General features: G+C 65.7%; 15 protein-coding genes and 1 pseudogene. 14 read left to right on the plus strand and 2 right to left on the minus strand.

Annotation, left to right across the window (positions count from 1 at the left end; all coding sequences use genetic code 11):
- The first annotated feature begins 265 nt into the window (after positions 1 to 265).
- A complete protein-coding gene (locus GPA25_RS22850) occupies positions 266 to 1,018 on the plus strand; it encodes a hypothetical protein (protein ID WP_169262707.1) in 753 nt (250 codons plus the stop codon).
- 43 nt (positions 1,019 to 1,061) lie between these two features.
- Here GPA25_RS22850 and paaY read toward each other — a convergent pair whose 3' ends face one another.
- Positions 1,062 to 1,667 (minus strand): phenylacetic acid degradation protein PaaY, encoded by a 606-nt coding sequence (paaY, locus tag GPA25_RS22855; RefSeq protein ID WP_169262708.1) that lies wholly within the window; start codon positions 1,665 to 1,667, stop codon positions 1,062 to 1,064.
- A gap of 88 nt (positions 1,668 to 1,755) precedes the next feature.
- Positions 1,756 to 3,432 carry a phenylacetic acid degradation protein PaaN gene (gene paaN / locus GPA25_RS22860; RefSeq protein WP_169262709.1) on the minus strand — a complete coding sequence of 559 codons (1,677 nt, stop codon included), beginning with the start codon at positions 3,430 to 3,432 and terminating at the stop codon, positions 1,756 to 1,758.
- 299 nt (positions 3,433 to 3,731) lie between these two features.
- Between paaN and paaG the strand changes: the two genes are divergently transcribed.
- From paaG to GPA25_RS24110, 13 genes and pseudogenes are all read left to right on the plus strand, one after another.
- Positions 3,732 to 4,550: a 2-(1,2-epoxy-1,2-dihydrophenyl)acetyl-CoA isomerase PaaG gene (paaG, locus tag GPA25_RS22865; protein ID WP_211163317.1), complete on the plus strand. Its 819-nt coding sequence runs from the start codon at positions 3,732 to 3,734 to the stop codon at positions 4,548 to 4,550.
- Positions 4,551 to 4,586: 36 nt separating this feature from the next.
- On the plus strand, positions 4,587 to 6,119 hold the full coding sequence (gene paaH / locus GPA25_RS22870; RefSeq protein ID WP_169262710.1) for a 3-hydroxyacyl-CoA dehydrogenase PaaH: 1,533 nt from the start codon (positions 4,587 to 4,589) through the stop codon (positions 6,117 to 6,119).
- Positions 6,112 to 6,576 (plus strand): hydroxyphenylacetyl-CoA thioesterase PaaI, encoded by a 465-nt coding sequence (gene paaI, locus GPA25_RS22875; RefSeq protein WP_169262711.1) that lies wholly within the window; start codon positions 6,112 to 6,114, stop codon positions 6,574 to 6,576. The genes paaH and paaI overlap by 8 nt, the downstream gene beginning before the upstream one ends.
- 112 nt (positions 6,577 to 6,688) lie before the next feature.
- Complete coding sequence (gene paaK / locus GPA25_RS22880) at positions 6,689 to 8,008, plus strand: phenylacetate--CoA ligase PaaK (protein WP_169262712.1); 1,320 nt, start codon at positions 6,689 to 6,691, stop codon at positions 8,006 to 8,008.
- 22 nt (positions 8,009 to 8,030) lie between these two features.
- Positions 8,031 to 9,035, plus strand: coding sequence for a 1,2-phenylacetyl-CoA epoxidase subunit PaaA (paaA, locus tag GPA25_RS22885; protein WP_169262713.1), 1,005 nt, complete (start codon positions 8,031 to 8,033; stop codon positions 9,033 to 9,035).
- Between the two features lie 64 nt (positions 9,036 to 9,099).
- Entirely contained in the window at positions 9,100 to 9,387 is a 288-nt protein-coding gene (gene paaB, locus GPA25_RS22890; RefSeq protein WP_018989543.1) for a 1,2-phenylacetyl-CoA epoxidase subunit PaaB, read from the plus strand.
- A gap of 13 nt (positions 9,388 to 9,400) precedes the next feature.
- Positions 9,401 to 10,168, plus strand: coding sequence for a 1,2-phenylacetyl-CoA epoxidase subunit PaaC (gene paaC, locus GPA25_RS22895; protein WP_169262719.1), 768 nt, complete (start codon positions 9,401 to 9,403; stop codon positions 10,166 to 10,168).
- Positions 10,169 to 10,184: 16 nt separating this feature from the next.
- Positions 10,185 to 10,673, plus strand: coding sequence for a 1,2-phenylacetyl-CoA epoxidase subunit PaaD (gene paaD / locus GPA25_RS22900; RefSeq protein WP_169262714.1), 489 nt, complete (start codon positions 10,185 to 10,187; stop codon positions 10,671 to 10,673).
- 31 nt (positions 10,674 to 10,704) lie between these two features.
- The gene (gene paaE / locus GPA25_RS22905; RefSeq protein ID WP_169262715.1) at positions 10,705 to 11,784 is read left to right on the plus strand and encodes a 1,2-phenylacetyl-CoA epoxidase subunit PaaE; all 1,080 of its coding nucleotides are present in this window, start codon (positions 10,705 to 10,707) and stop codon (positions 11,782 to 11,784) included.
- Between the two features lie 48 nt (positions 11,785 to 11,832).
- Positions 11,833 to 12,468 carry a TetR/AcrR family transcriptional regulator gene (locus tag GPA25_RS22910; protein WP_169262716.1) on the plus strand — a complete coding sequence of 212 codons (636 nt, stop codon included), beginning with the start codon at positions 11,833 to 11,835 and terminating at the stop codon, positions 12,466 to 12,468.
- 67 nt (positions 12,469 to 12,535) lie between these two features.
- Positions 12,536 to 13,753 carry a 3-oxoadipyl-CoA thiolase gene (gene pcaF / locus GPA25_RS22915; protein WP_169262720.1) on the plus strand — a complete coding sequence of 406 codons (1,218 nt, stop codon included), beginning with the start codon at positions 12,536 to 12,538 and terminating at the stop codon, positions 13,751 to 13,753.
- 120 nt (positions 13,754 to 13,873) lie between these two features.
- Positions 13,874 to 15,022, plus strand: coding sequence for an ABC transporter substrate-binding protein (locus tag GPA25_RS22920; RefSeq protein ID WP_169262717.1), 1,149 nt, complete (start codon positions 13,874 to 13,876; stop codon positions 15,020 to 15,022).
- A 140-nt stretch (positions 15,023 to 15,162) separates the two neighbouring features.
- Positions 15,163 to 15,278, plus strand: a pseudogene (locus tag GPA25_RS24110) (branched-chain amino acid ABC transporter permease); the annotation flags it as partial.

Here is a 15,278-nt window from a genome sequence, read left to right on the forward strand (position 1 = left end):
GTCATATGCCCGAATTGGGTGGGGCAAAAAACCCAGCTGGTGGCGGCCTCGAGATGCGGCGGGGACGGTGTCCATGCGGGATCCACAAAAATGCAAATAAAAACAGATGCTTGTGGAAAGCGGTGAGGGTGGTGGAGGGCTGGCATAGAGTGTGCTCTTGCTTAACCAAGTGGGAAAAAATCCCACTTTAAAAGACGAGACAGGAAATCCCCCTTTGTTCGGCAGTTTGACCAAGCAAAGGTCAAACCCCCTCTGGAGAAAAAAAATGCAAGCCAACTTCAAGAAACTGCGACTGCACGCGCTGGTCCTCGCTGTCCTCGGCAGTGTCGCCGCAGGGCCCGCGATTGCCCAGACTTCGAGCGACGACTTCAGCGCCAGCGGTGTCAAGCTGCGTGGCGATGGCTCGGTGGATGACACCCAGCCTGGCGGTGCATTCGGCGGCGTGAAACTGCGTGGTGACGGTTCCGTCGATGATACCCAGCCGGGCGGGTCGACCGGTAGTATCAAGCTGCGTGGCGACGGTTCGGTGGACGATACCCAGCCGCTGGGAGTTGCCGTGGGTGTGAAACTGCGTGGCGACGGCTCGGTCGATGATACCCAGCCGGGGGCGTCGGGCGGGACCGTCGCACTGCGGCGCAACGGTACGCTGGACGACCGCGTGCCGCCGGGCGTGGCGCTCGGCGTGAAGTTGCGCGGCGACGGGACGGTCGATGACAGCCGCGGAGCGCGGATTTCGGTCGCGGCGCGGGCCTTGCGGAGCGAGGTGGCAGAGCGCCGCGAGGTGGTGGAGCGTAGCGGTAAGGCGGAGCGCCCCGAAAAGGTCGAACGCGCCGAGAAAGTGGAGCGTGCCGAGAAAGTCGAGCGTCCGGAAAAGGTCGAGCGTCCGGAAAAAATCGAACGCGCGGAGCGGGTGGAACGTCCCGAGAAGGTCGAACGTCCGGAAAAAATCGAACGTGCGGAGCGGGTGGAACGCCCGGAGAAGGTCGAGCGGCCCGAAGGCGTTGAACGCCGCGGCTGAGCCGTGAAGCGCGGTGTCGGCGGGTAGGTCGCCGGCGCCGTGCCTACTGGCTTTTCTTCAGATCCATCAGCGGTACCACGCCCGGGAAGTCGAAGTGCGGGCGGCCGGGTTCGGGTTCGGTGAGGGGAGTGCAGGGCTTGAGGGTGGCGAGGCTGCGTTCGCTGAGGTCGTGGTAACAGCGGGTGCCGTCGACTTTCCAGTTCATTTCCTGTGCCGTGAGTGTGCGCACGACCTTCGCCGGGATGCCGGCGACGAGCACCTGCGGCGGAATCTCCATGCCGGCCTTGACGAAAGCGCAGGCGGCGACCATCGCCGAGTCGCCGATGATGGCGTTGTCCATGATCACCGCGTTCATGCCGACCAGCGCGTTGCGTCCGACCTGGCAGCCGTGCAGCACGGCACCGTGGCCGATGTGGCCGTCTTCGGCGACCACCGTGTCGATGTTCGGAAAGCCGTGCATCACGCAGCAGTCCTGCACGTTGGCACCTTCCCGGAGGATGATGCGGCCGAAGTCGCCGCGCAGGCTGGCGAGCGGCGCGACGTAGCAGCGCGGGCCGATGATGACGTCGCCGATCAGCACCGCATCCGGGTGCACGTAGGCGCTGGGGTGGATGACGGGGCGCAGGCCGTCGATTTCATAACAGGGCATGTAGCGGGGCTTCCGGAGACGAAAGGCGGGGCGCCGCGGCGCCCCGCCTTTCGTTGTCGATGGAATATCGGCTGCGGGCGCGCTGTGCTTACGCGAGGTGATAACGCCGCTGCACGACGCGGAAGCGGTTGGCGACGAAGGCGCTGTCGGAATAACTGGCGTTGGCTGCCGGATTCATGCCGACCCCGTGGTAGTCGGAAAAGCCCGCCGACTGGTTCACGAACACGCCGCCGGTGAGATTGATCGACAGTGCGACGCCGGCGCGCCAGGTGGCTTCGGTCATCGCGTCGATCACGTCCGGTTTCGTCGAATACACGCCGACCGTCAGGGCGCCGTGTTCGCGCACCATGCGCTCGGACAGCGCGATCGCCGCGGCGCCGTCGGCGACCTTGACGACGAAGGCGATCGGGCCGAAGCGCTCTTCCATATAGCTCTTCTCGTCGGCCGCGTCGCACGCGAGCAGCACCGGACTGCGCACTTGCGCGTGCGGGAACTCGGCATGTTCGATCTTCTTCGAGGCGAGCACGATGCGACCGTATTCGCCGGCCTCGCCGATGCGCCGCAGTGTGTCCTCGGACTGGATTGCGCCGAGCACCGCGGTGGCGACCGCCGGGTCGGCGAGGGTCTTGTCGATCGATGCGGCGAGATCGGCGGCGACCTCGTCGAAACTCTTGGGCCCCTGGTCGGTGTCGATGCCGCCGGCCGGCACGAGGATCGCCTGCGTCGTCGTGCACATCTGGCCCGAATACAGGCACAGCGTGAAGGCGAGGTTGCGCAGCATCGCCTTGTACTGGTCGGTCGATTCGATGACGACGTTGTTCACGCCGGCAAGCTCCGCATATACATGGGCTTGTTTCGCGTTGTCGATCAGCCATTGGCCGAAAGTGTTGCCGCCGGTGAAATCGATGGATTTCACGGCCGGGTGGGTTGCCAGTGCCTGCGTGTCCTCGCGCTTGTCGAACACTGCGAGGCTCACGAGGTTCGGGTCCAGCCCCTGCTCGACGAGCACTTCGCGCGCGATGCGCACGGTGATCGCCGCGGGCAGGATCGCATTGCCGTGCGGCTTGACGATCACCGGGTTGCCGGTCGCGAGCGCGGCGAACAGGCCGGGATAAGTGTTCCAGGTCGGGAAGGTGCCGCAACCGATGACCAGCGCGACGCCGCGGCCGACGATCTCGAAGTGCTTCTTCATCTTCAGCGGCGGGTTCTTGCCCTGCGGCTTTTCCCACACCGTTTCCTGCGGGATGAACTTCATCTCGCGGTACGCATAGGCGACGGCTTCGAGGCCGCGGTCCTGCGCGTGCGGGCCGCCGGCCTGGAAGGCCATCATCCAGCCCTGGCCGGTGGTGAGCATGACCGCGTGGGCGATCTCGAAGCTGCGCTTGTTCAGGCGTTCGAGGATTTCCAGGCACACGCCGACGCGCCCCTGCGGGCCGATGCGTTGCCAGCCGGGCTGCGCCGCGTTTGCCGCGTCGATCAGCGCCTGCGCCGCGCACACCGGGTAGCGCACGCCCAGCTCGACGCCATACGGCGAGCGCTCGGGCGCCGTCCAGCCGCTCTGGCCGGGCTGGTCGAGCACGAAGTCCCGGCCGAAGCAGGCTTCGACGGCCTTCTTGCCGTCCTCATTGGCGGTTTCGCCATACACCTTGGGGCTGGGCGACTCCGGATACGGCGTCCAGTAGCCGCGGGTGTGGATCGCCTGGACGGCGGCTTCGAGTGTGGCGTGGTGCTTGTCGAACAGCTGGGCGGGCGTGGTCGCTGACATGAAAGGGCTCCTCTGGTGACGGATGGCGTACGGGGTTCTGTGGCCCCTTGCGGGTCGTGCTGCGGACATCTGGCGCATGTTGCGCTGCGGAAACTTGTCAAGCAAAAAACTGTTGTCTTTTGATCTAGATCAAGCTTACTATTGATTGACCGGTCGGTCAAACAAGCTCATGGCTATAAAGACACTTGTGCGACGCGACCGCTCAGCCGACAGGAGGCCTTGAAGCCTTCCGGGCCAGAGGGGCTTCTGAAGAGCCGGCCTGCCGCGCAGGTTGTTCAGAGGTTGCACAAGGAGGAGACATGAGTAACGAGTTGGGCATGCAGGGCGAAACGATTCGCCTGGAGGTGGTCGATGGCGTGGCGACGTTGACGCTGAACCGGCCGGACCGCTTGAACAGCTTCACCACCCGGATGCACGAAGAGATACGCGAGGCCTTGGCGATGGTCAAGGCCGGGCGTGCCGCGGGCAACGTGCGCGTGCTGGTGCTGACCGGTGCCGGACGCGGTTTTTGCGCCGGTCAGGATCTCGCCGACCGTGCCGTGGCGCCGGGCAGTGCGGCGGTCGACCTGGGCGAGTCCGTCGAGAAGAACTACAAGCCGCTGGTGCTGGCGCTGCGCAATCTCGACTTGCCCGTGATCGCCGCCGTCAATGGCGTCGCCGCCGGCGCTGGTGCGAGCATCGCGCTGGCCTGCGACCTCGTCTTCGCGGCGCGCTCGGCGAGCTTCATCCAGTCCTTCAGCAAACTCGGCGTGGTGCCGGATACCGGCGGCAGCTGGATCCTGCCGCGCCTCGTCGGCCCCGCACGGGCGATGGGCATGGCGCTGCTGGGCGAAAAGCTCGGCGCCGAGCAGGCCGAACAATGGGGCCTGATCTGGAAGTGCGTCGATGACGAGGCGCTGATGCCGACGGTGCAGCAGGTCGCCGCGAGTCTCGCGAAAGGGCCGACTTTCGGCTATGCGCAGACCAAGAAGGCGATCTGGGCGAGTTCGACGAATGACTTCGAAACGCAGCTCGACCTCGAGCGCAACATGATGACGGTGTGCGGACAGTCCAACGACTATCGCGAGGGGGTTGCCGCCTTCATGGAAAAGCGTACGCCGCAGTTCAAGGGAGACTGAGATGCCTGATCGCGCAAAGATGGTGGAGGGGGCCCGATGAAGGAGCTCGGCAAGGATGTGAGGGTGCTGGTGATCGGCGCCGGCGCGATGGGCAGCGGCATTGCCCAGATCGCGGCGCGCGCGGGGCATACGGTGTATCTGTATGACGGTCGCGCCGAAGCGATCGTCAGCGGACGTGCGGCGATCGACAAGGATCTGCGTTTCCTCGTCGGCAAGGGCCGACTGGCGGAAGCGGAAGCGGCGGCGACGCTCGCGCGCGTGCTGCCGGTGACGACGCTGGGCGAGGCACGCGATGCCGGCCTGGCGATCGAGGCGATCGTCGAGGACATGGAGGTCAAGCGCCAGCTCTTCCGCGAGCTCGAAGCACTGCTCGGCGAGCAGGCGATTTTCGCCAGCAACACCTCGTCGCTGTCGATTACCGCGATGGCGGCCGGGCTGGCCCGGCCCGGGCGGCTCGCCGGCCTGCACTTCTTCAACCCAGCGCCGCGCATGGCACTGGTCGAGGTGATCTCGGGCCTGAGTACCGAGCGCGCGGTTGCCGAGTGCCTGCATGCGACGGCGCGCGCCTGGGGCAAGACGCCGGTGCATGCGGCCTCGACACCGGGTTTCATCGTCAATCGCGTGGCCCGTCCGTATTACGCCGAGGCGCTGCGCGTGCTCGCCGAACACGAAGCCGAACCGGCCACGCTCGACGCGATCCTGCGCGAGGGCTGCGGCTTTGCGATGGGGCCGTTCGAGCTGATCGACATGATCGGCCACGACGTCAATTTCGCGGTGACGAAGTCGGTCTTCGAGGCTTATTTCTGTGACCGCCGTTATGCGCCGAGCCAGTTCCAGCAGGAGCTCGTCGCCGCCGGCCGTCTCGGACGCAAAACCGGACGCGGCATCTACGAGTACGGTGAAATGGCGGTGAAAGCGCAGCCGCAGGACGAGCCGGCGCAAGCGGGCGAGGCGCGCATCACCATGGTCGGCGACCTGGGCGCGGCCGCACCGCTGCTGGCGCGCCTCGAAGCGGCCGGCATCGAGGTGCGCCGCGAATCGGGCGTGCCCGGGCGGCGTGGCTGGATGCAGATCGGCAGTGCGCGCGTCGCGCTGACCGACGGGCGCACCGCGACGCGCCGCGCGGTCGAGGAGACGTGCCCCAATCTGGTGCTGTTCGACCTGTGTCTCGACTATTCGACGAGCACCCGCATCGCGCTGACGCGCGCCGACCAGTGCGGCCAGGGCGCCTTGCGCGTGGTTGCCGGCACGTTCCAGAAGGCGGGATTCAAAGTCAGCGTGATCGACGACGTGGCCGGGCTGATCGCCCTGCGCACGGTCGCGATGCTGGCCAACGAAGCCGCCGACGCGGTGCTGCAGGGCGTCGCGACGGCGCGCGACGTCGATACCGCGATGCGTTATGGCACGAACTACCCGAAGGGCGGTCCGCTCGCGTGGGCCGACCAGCTCCGCGCGACCTTCATCGTCGAGGTGCTCGCGAATCTGCGCGACCACTACGGCGAGGAGCGTTACCGCGTGTCGCCGCTGCTGCGGCGCAAGGCCTACAACGGGGAGCCGATGTATGACTGAAGCCGGTTTCCGCGATCTCACCAACGGTCTCGACCCGCAGACGCTGGCCGAACGCGTGCGTGACGGCATGTCCGAGAACGACCGCGTGCTGCGTGCGAACGGCATCCGTTTCGAGGCGGTCGGGCCGGGCTACGCCAAGCTCGTCATGACCGTGGGCGAGGACATGCTCAACGGTTTCAGGATCTGTCACGGCGGCTTCCTCACGGTGCTCGCCGACACGGCCTTCGCCTATGCCTGCAACAGCTACAACGAGCAGACCGTGGCTTCCGGCATCAGCCTGGATTTCATGGCGCCGGGGCGCCCGGGGGACGTGCTGTGCGCCGAGGCGAAGGAGCTCTTCGCTGCCGGGCGCACCGGAGTGTACGACATTGCGGTGACCAACCAGAACGGCGAGCTGATCGCGGTGATGCGCGGCAAGTCCTACCGGCTGAAAGGCCGGGCGGTCGTCGATTTATGAAATGTGCAATGAAATGTGGTTTGACGCTGATCACCCGGGATGCCGCAATGTGGCGGGCATAATTCCGATTGTCATGAAATCAGCGCATCCGCGGACCTAGGAGGAGAATGCAATGCCAGTGAAACAACCGTTGCCCGGCGACCTGGAACCGATCGAAACGGCCAGCCAGGACGAGCTGCGAGCCCTGCAACTGGAGAGATTGAAGTGGAGCGTGCGTCATGCCTATGACAATGTGCCGCACTACCGCCAGAGCTTCGAAGCCAAGGGCGTGCATCCTGACGACCTGAAAACCCTCGCAGATCTGGCAAAGTTTCCCTTCACCGGCAAGAGCAACCTGCGCGACAACTATCCGTTCGGCATGTTCGCGGTGCCGCGGCAGAAGCTCGCGCGCATACATGCCTCGTCGGGTACGACCGGCAAGCCGACGGTGGTGGGCTACACGCTGAAGGACATCGACACCTGGGCCAACGTCGTCGCGCGCTCGATCCGCGCCGCCGGCGGGCGGGCCGGCGACATGGTGCACGTGTCCTACGGCTATGGCCTGTTCACCGGCGGGCTGGGCGCGCATTACGGCGCCGAGCGGCTCGGCTGTGCGGTGGTGCCGATGTCCGGCGGCCAGACGGAGAAGCAGATTCAGGTGATCCAGGACTTCAAGCCCGACATCATCATGGTGACGCCATCCTACATGCTGACCATCCTCGACGAGATGGAGCGCATGGGCATCGACCCGAAATCGACCTCGCTGAAAGTCGGCATTTTCGGCGCCGAACCCTGGACGCAGGGCATGCGCGAGGCGATGGAGGCGCATTCCGGCATCGACGCGGTGGACATCTACGGCCTGTCCGAAGTGATGGGGCCGGGGGTCGCCAGCGAGTGCATCGAGAGCAAGGACGGCCCGGTGGTGTGGGAGGACCATTTCTATCCCGAAATCGTCGACCCGCGTACCGGCGAAGTGCTGCCCGACGGTTCCGAAGGCGAGCTGGTGTTCACGACACTGACCAAGGAAGCGATGCCGGTGATCCGCTACCGCACGCGCGACCTGACGCGCCTGCTGCCGCCGACCGCGCGCAGCATGCGACGCATGGCCAAGATCACCGGCCGTTCCGACGACATGCTGATCATCCGCGGCGTGAATCTCTTCCCGACGCAGATCGAGGAGCTGATCTGCAAGATGCCCAAGCTCGCGCCGCAGTACCTGCTGGAACTCGACAAGCAGGGCCACATGGACACGCTGACGGTGAAGGTCGAAATCAACCCCGAAGCCGACGTCGGCCGTCATCCGGAACAGAAGGAGGCGCTGGCGAAGGAGCTCGCGCACGACATCAAGACCTTCATCGGCGTCTCGGCGAAGGTGATCGTCGGCGAGCCGTTCTCGATCGAGCGCGTCACGATCGGCAAGGCCAAGCGCGTCATCGACCGCCGCCCCAAATAGCACGACACAAGGAGCAATCGCAATGTACACACAAGCTCTGGACATCCCCCAGCAGAACCCCGAAGCGAAGGGCCCGCGGGTCGTCGAGAACCCGGCCTACCAGGCGGAGTTCGACGCCAAGGTCGACGCCGGCGGCTATATCGAGGCCAAGGACTGGATGCCCGAGTCCTACCGCAAGACGCTGATCCGCCAGATCAGCCAGCACGCGCATTCCGAGATCGTCGGCATGCTGCCCGAAGGCAACTGGATCACGCGCGCGCCAACCCTGAAGCGCAAGGCGATCCTGATCGCGAAGGTGCAGGACGAGGGCGGTCACGGTCTCTACCTGTACGCCGCGGCCGAGACGCTGGGCGTGTCGCGCGATGAGCTGATCGAAGCGCTGCACTCGGGCAAGGCCAAGTACAGCTCGATCTTCAACTACCCGACGCTGACCTGGGCGGACATCGGCGTGATCGGCTGGCTGGTCGACGGCGCCGCGATCATGAACCAGATCCCACTGTGCAAGTGCAGCTACGGCCCGTATGCGCGCGCGATGGTGCGCGTCTGCAAGGAAGAGTCGTTCCACCAGCGCCAGGGCTACGACCTGCTGCTGACGATGATGAAGGGCACCCAGGAGCAGCGCGACATGGTGCAGGACGCGGTCAATCGCTGGTGGTGGCCGTCGATCATGATGTTCGGCCCGCACGACAAGGATTCGGTGCACTCCACGCAGAGCGCGCGCTGGGGCATCAAGCGCATCTCCAACGACGACCTGCGGCAGAAATTCGTCGACGCGACGGTCGAGCAGGCCAAGGTGCTCGGCGTGACGATGCCCGACCCGGAGCTGAAGTGGAACGCCGAGCGCGGCCACCACGATTTCGGCGCGATCGACTGGGACGAGTTCTGGAACGTCGTCAATGGCCACGGCCAGGGCAACGTCGACCGCCTCGCCGCGCGCGTCAAGGCCTGGGAAGACGGCGCCTGGGTGCGCGCGGCGGCGCTCGAATATGCGCGCAAGCAGGCGGCGCGCGAGCATCAGGCGGCTTGAAGAACATTCACGACACATCGACAGAAAGGGCGGCCCAGGCCAGCCCTCAGAGAGGAGAAGAGACATGGAACGCAAGGAATGGCCGCTGTGGGAAGTCTTCGTGCGCAGCCGTAACGGACTCGATCACAAGCACTGCGGCAGCGTGCACGCGCCCGACGCGAAGCTCGCGCTGCAGGTGGCGCGCGACGTCTATACCCGTCGCCAGGAAGGCGTGAGCATCTGGGTGGTGCAAGCCGACCACATCGTCGCCTCCGACCCGGACGCCAAGCCCGAGCTGTTCGACCCGGCCGAGGACAAGATCTACCGGCACCCGACGTTCTACCAGCTGCCCGACGAAGTGAACCACATGTGAGAGGGCAATGACGATGAACCAACAGATGAACAGCCCCGAACATATCGAGTACGTGACGCGCATCGGCGACAACGCGCTGATCCTCGGCCAGCGCATGTCCGAATGGTGCGGCCACGCGCCGGTGCTCGAAGAGGACATGGCGCTCGCGAACATGTCGCTCGACCTCATCGGCCAGGCGCGCATGCTGCTCGCCCACGCCGGCAAGCTCGAAGGCAAGGGGCGCGACGAGGACCAGCTCGCCTTCCTGCGCACCGAGCTGAACTACCGCAACCTGACGCTGTGCGAGCTGCCGAACCAGGACTTTGCCCGCACGATGGTGCGCAACTTCCTCTTCGCGAGCTTCCAGGTGCTGCTGTGGGAACGCTTGCTGACATCCAGCGACAGCGAACTTGCCGCGATCGCCGCGAAGAGCCTCAAGGAAGCGCGCTACCACGCACAGCATGCCGGTGACTGGGTGATCCGTCTCGGCGACGGTACCGTCGAATCGCACGCCCGCGCGCAGGCCGCGCTCGACTACCTGTGGCCCTACACCGCCGAATTCTTCGTCACGACCCCGGCCGACGACGCGGTGGCCGCGGCCGCCATCGGCCCGGCGTGGAGCGAGCTGGAAGCGGCCTGGGAAGCCCTTGTGCTGCCGGTGCTGGTCGAGGCGACGCTGACCGTGCCGGCGCGCACGCCGTTCAAGTCTTTCGGCAAGTTCGGCCGCCACAGCGAGCACCTCGGGCATCTGCTGTCCGAGATGCAGTACCTGCAGCGCACCTATCCCGGCGCGCAGTGGTGAGCGGAGCGACGCCGCGATGCTGACCCAAAGCCAAGCCTGGAAAGTGCTCGAAGCGGTGCCGGACCCCGAGATCCCGGTGATCTCGGTGACCGAACTGGGCATCGTGCGCGAAGTCGAGCTGCGCAACGGCGGCCTGCATGTGGTCGTCACGCCGACCTACTCCGGCTGCCCGGCGACCGAAGTCATCGCGCAGAGCATCCGCGATGCGCTGGTCGACGCCGGGGCTGGTGCGGTCACGGTCGAAACCCGCCTCGCGCCGGCATGGACCACCGACTGGATCACCGACACCGCGAAGGAAAAGCTGCGCGCCTACGGCATCGCCCCCCCCGGCGGTGATGCGCCGGTCGGTCCGCAACCCGTGCGTTTCGTGCCGCGCAAGCTCGCCTGTCCGCGCTGCGGCTCGACCGACACGGTGCGCCTGTCCCAGTTCGGTTCGACTGCGTGCAAGGCGCTGTACCGCTGCCAGTCCTGTCTCGAACCTTTCGAATACTTCAAGCCAATATAGGCCGCCACAGAGCCGCCACGGAGACCAATACATGACGCACAGAACGCCGAAATTCCACCCCCTGACCGTTGCCGAAGTGCGGCGCGAGACGCCCGAGGCGGTGAGCCTGCGCTTCGAGATTCCCGTCGAGCTGGCCGAGGATTACAGTTTCGTGCAGGGCCAGCACCTCAACCTGAAGGTCATGGTCAATGGCGAGGAGCTGCGCCGCTCGTATTCGATCTGCGCCGGCATCGATGACCAGGAACTGCGCGTGGCGATCAAGAAGATCAGCGGCGGCGTGTTTTCCTCCTGGGCCAACGACGACGGCATCAAGGTTGGCGACGTGCTGGAAGTGATGACGCCGGAGGGGCGTTTCCATACCCCGCTCGACCCCGTGCAGGCCAAGCACTACGTTGCTTTCGTGGCTGGCAGTGGCATCACGCCGATCCTGTCGCTGATCAAGACGACGCTGCGCGCCGAGCCGCACAGCAGCTTCACGCTGGTGTATAGCAACCGCCGCCAGGCCAGCGTGATGTTCGCCGAGACGCTCGAAGACCTGAAGAACCGCTACATGTCGCGCTTCACGCTGTACAACCTGTTCTCGCGCGAGGAGCAGGAAGTGCCGCTGTTCAACGGCCGCCTCGATGCGGCCCGCGTGCGCACCTTCCTCGACACCCTGATCCCGGTCGACACCATCGACGAGGCCTTCATCTGCGGCCCCGGCGGCATGATCGACGAGGTCGAGGCGGCGCTGCAGGCGGCCGGCATGGCGCACGACCACATCCACCTGGAACGCTTCGGCGTGCCGGCAACCGCGCCCGAGCATCATGTCGAGCCGGGCGACGCGGCGCAGGCCAAAGTCACCGTGATCGCCGATGGCCTCCGACGCGAGATGGAATTCCGTGCCGAAGACCCGTCGATCCTCGACGTCGCCTTGCGCGCCGGCATGGACCTGCCGTACTCGTGCAAGGGCGGCGTGTGCTGCACCTGCCGCGCGAAACTGCTTGAGGGCAAGGTACGCATGGACAAGAATTTCACCCTCGAACAGCCGGACATCGATGCCGGCTACATTCTCACTTGCCAGTCGCATCCGCTGACAGAGCGCGTCGTCATCAGTTTCGACGAGCGCTGAGCGGCCGCGCGCGGCGGGACAACCCCGAAGGACCACACGGAATCCGGCATGGCACGAGGCAAGGCACCCACTTTCGACCTGCAACGCGCGTCCATCCTCAGGGCGGCGGCGGGGCTGTTTGCCGAGAAGGGCTTCCACAACGCCTCGATGGCGGCGCTCGCGCAGGCCTGCGGCGTGTCGAAGCCCTTGCTGTATCACTACTACCGCGACAAGGGGCACATCCTCTTCGACATCGCCGACAGCTACATCGACGAGCTGCTGGCGATCGTCGCCTCGGTCGAGGCGCGCAAGCTCGACGCCGAAAGCCATTTCGGCGAACTGGTGACGCGCTTCATGGAGGAATACGAACACGCCCAGGATCAGCACATGGTGCTGGTGCAGGACGTGAAGTTCCTCCAGCAGGAACAGGCCACGCACGTCGCGGAAAAGCAGCGCCGCGTGGTGGCCGCGTTCGCCGACGCGATCGCGCGCGTCGAGCCCGGCCTCGCGGCGCGCAAGCTCGACAAGCCGGTGACGATGATCCTGTTCGGCATGATCAACTGGACCTTCACCTGGCTGCGTGCCGACGGACCGCTGACCTTCCGCGACATGGCGCCGGTGGTGCGGAATATCTTCCTCAACGGGGTGCGCGGCCTCATGCGCGCCGAATCGGAAAGGATGCCAGTAGCAAGCGGGGCGGGCTAGACTACGCCGCAGCGCCCGCGGCCCGCGGGCGTACAGGAAAACGATAAAGGAGACGGCAAGCGTGAGTTTGAAAGAGGTTTTCATCTGTGACGGCATTCGCACCCCCATCGGACGCTATGCCGGCGGCTTGTCCGGCGTGCGCACGGACGATCTGGCGGCGCTGCCGATCAAGGCCCTGATGGCGCGCAACCCGGGTGTCGATTGGGCGCTGGTCGACGACATCTACTACGGCTGCGCCAACCAGGCGGGCGAGGACAACCGCGACGTCGCGCGCATGGCCGGGCTGCTCGCCGGCCTGCCCGTCGCGGTACCGGGCGGCACGATCAACCGCCTGTGTGGCTCGGGCATGGACGCCACCGGCACCGCCGCGCGCGCCATCGCCACCGGCGAAGCCGAGCTGATGATCGCCGGCGGCGTCGAGAGCATGAGCCGCGCCCCCTTCGTCATGGGCAAGGCCGATACCGCGTTCTCGCGCGTCGCCAAGATCGAGGACACCACCATCGGCTGGCGCTTCGTGAACCCGCTGATGAAGGCCAAGTACGGCATCGATTCGATGCCAGAGACCGCCGAGAACGTCGCCGCCGAGTTCAACATCTCGCGCGCCCACCAGGACGCCTTCGCACTGCGCAGCCAGCAGCGTTACGCCGCGGCTGCGGCGCGCGGTTTCTTCGATGGCGAGCTCGTGCCGGTCGAGATCCCGCAGAAGAAGGGCGAGCCCTTGCGCATCGCCGCCGACGAACACCCGCGCGCCACCACGCTGGAGGCGCTCGCCAAGCTGAAGGGCGTCGTGCGACCGGACGGCAGCATCACCGCCGGCAATGCCTCGGGTACCAACGATGGCTCGGTCGCACTACTGCTCGCATCCGCGCAGGCGGCGGCGCGTCACGGGCTGACGCCGCGCGCGCGCATCCTCGGCATGGCAACGGCCGGTGTCGAGCCGCGCATCATGGGCATCGGTCCGGCACCGGCGTCGCAGCGATTGCTGGCGCGCCTGGGCCTGAGCCTCGCGCAGATGGATGTCATCGAACTCAATGAAGCCTTCGGCGCGCAGGCGCTGGCGGTGCTGCGCCTGCTCGGACTGCCCGACGATGCGCCGCAGGTGAATCCGAATGGCGGCGCGATCGCTCTCGGCCATCCGCTTGGCGCCTCGGGCGCGCGTCTCGTGCTCACCGCGATGCGTCAGCTCGAAGCAAGCGGCGGGCGTTATGGTTTATGCACGATGTGCATCGGCGTCGGCCAGGGTATCGCGATGGTGATCGAACGTTTGCCCGGCGGCGAGCGATAATGATTCAAATCAAGTTGTTTGAGTGGCAATTATTTGTATCATAAGCAATAATCAGCACAACGCGGCCAGCGCTTTCCTCAGGTCTGGCCGCACACATAAACCACGAGGAGGAGACACACCATGAAACTGCGCACATCCCTGATGGCCGCCATCGGCCTGGCCTTCGCCGCAGGCGCCGCACATGCCGACATCAACGTCGGTGTGATCGTCTCGGCGACCGGACCGGCGGCGTCCCTCGGTATCCCAGAGAAGAACACCGTTGCCCTGATGCCGACGACGATCGGCGGCGAAAAGGTCAACTACATCGTCCTCGACGACGCCTCGGACACCACCTCGGCGGTGAAGAACATCCGCAAGCTGATTTCCGAAGACAAGGTCGACGTCATTCTCGGTTCCACCATCACGCCAAACTCGCTGGCGATGATCGACGTCGCCGCCGAATCCGCGACGCCGATGATCTCGATGGCGGCCTCGGCGCGCATCGTCGAGCCGATGGACGACAAGAAGCGCTGGGTGTTCAAGACGCCGCAGAACGATGCGCAGATGTCGACCGCGATCATCGAGCACATGACCGACAGCGGCGTGAAGAACGTCGCCTTTATCGGTTTTGCCGACGCCTATGGCGAAGGCTGGTACGAGCAGTTCTCGTCGGTCGCCGATGCGCGCAAGCTGAAAATGATCGCCAACGAGCGTTTCGCGCGGACCGATACGTCGGTGACCGGCCAGGTGCTCAAGATCATCGCAGCCAAGCCCGATGCGGTGCTGATCGCCGGCTCCGGCACGCCCGCGGCCTTGCCGCAGAAAGCCCTCAAGGAGCGCGGCTACACCGGCAAGATCTACCAGACCCACGGTGTCGCCAACAACGACTTCCTGCGCGTGTGCGGCAAGGACTGTGAAGGAACCTTCTTGCCCGCCGGGCCGGTGCTGGTCGCCGCGCAGCTTCCCGACGGCAACCCGGTGAAGAAGAGCGCGCTGGAATACATCACCAAGTACGAAGCCGCGCACGGCAAGGGCAGCGTCTCCACCTTCGGCGCTCACGGCTGGGACAGCGGCGTGTTGCTGGCCGCCGCGGCGCCGGCCGCGCTGAAGAAGGCCAAGCCGGGCACCAAGGAGTTCCGTGCCGCGCTGCGTGACGCGCTCGAAGGCCTCAAGGAAGTACCCGCCGCACATGGCATCTTCAGCATGAGCCCCACCGACCACCTGGGCCTCGACCAGCGCTCGCGCGTCATGGTGCAGATCCAGAATGGCGCGTGGAAACTGGTCAAGTAATTTGGTCGCACGAGTCGTCAGGCAAGTCGTGAAGTAAAACCGTAGCGGCCGGGGCTGAACCCCCGTGCCGCACGGCGTCTCCATATAGTGCAGAGACATCGGAGTCGGCCCGCGGGCGGCTCCGATAGCGGGGTTCGTCCATGGATTTCCAGATAGCGCTGTTGCTCGCACAGGACGGCATCACCAACGGTGCGATTTATGCGCTGCTCGCGCTCGCGCTGGTGCTGGTGTTTGCCGTGACGCGGGTGATCTTCAT

The sequence above is a fragment of the Aromatoleum diolicum genome, from assembly GCF_012910955.1.
In the GTDB taxonomy this organism is placed as follows: domain Bacteria; phylum Pseudomonadota; class Gammaproteobacteria; order Burkholderiales; family Rhodocyclaceae; genus Aromatoleum; species Aromatoleum diolicum.

Coding starts and splice junctions, on each gene's coding strand:
- GPA25_RS22850 (WP_169262707.1), top strand. CDS start 266: ATGCAAGCCAACTTCAAGAAACTGCGACTGCACGCGCTGGTCCTCGCT.
- paaY (WP_169262708.1), bottom strand. CDS start 1,667: ATGCCCTGTTATGAAATCGACGGCCTGCGCCCCGTCATCCACCCCAGC.
- paaN (WP_169262709.1), bottom strand. CDS start 3,432: ATGTCAGCGACCACGCCCGCCCAGCTGTTCGACAAGCACCACGCCACA.
- paaG (WP_211163317.1), top strand. CDS start 3,732: ATGAGTAACGAGTTGGGCATGCAGGGCGAAACGATTCGCCTGGAGGTG.
- paaH (WP_169262710.1), top strand. CDS start 4,587: ATGAAGGAGCTCGGCAAGGATGTGAGGGTGCTGGTGATCGGCGCCGGC.
- paaI (WP_169262711.1), top strand. CDS start 6,112: ATGACTGAAGCCGGTTTCCGCGATCTCACCAACGGTCTCGACCCGCAG.
- paaK (WP_169262712.1), top strand. CDS start 6,689: ATGCCAGTGAAACAACCGTTGCCCGGCGACCTGGAACCGATCGAAACG.
- paaA (WP_169262713.1), top strand. CDS start 8,031: ATGTACACACAAGCTCTGGACATCCCCCAGCAGAACCCCGAAGCGAAG.
- paaB (WP_018989543.1), top strand. CDS start 9,100: ATGGAACGCAAGGAATGGCCGCTGTGGGAAGTCTTCGTGCGCAGCCGT.
- paaC (WP_169262719.1), top strand. CDS start 9,401: ATGAACCAACAGATGAACAGCCCCGAACATATCGAGTACGTGACGCGC.
- paaD (WP_169262714.1), top strand. CDS start 10,185: ATGCTGACCCAAAGCCAAGCCTGGAAAGTGCTCGAAGCGGTGCCGGAC.
- paaE (WP_169262715.1), top strand. CDS start 10,705: ATGACGCACAGAACGCCGAAATTCCACCCCCTGACCGTTGCCGAAGTG.
- GPA25_RS22910 (WP_169262716.1), top strand. CDS start 11,833: ATGGCACGAGGCAAGGCACCCACTTTCGACCTGCAACGCGCGTCCATC.
- GPA25_RS22920 (WP_169262717.1), top strand. CDS start 13,874: ATGAAACTGCGCACATCCCTGATGGCCGCCATCGGCCTGGCCTTCGCC.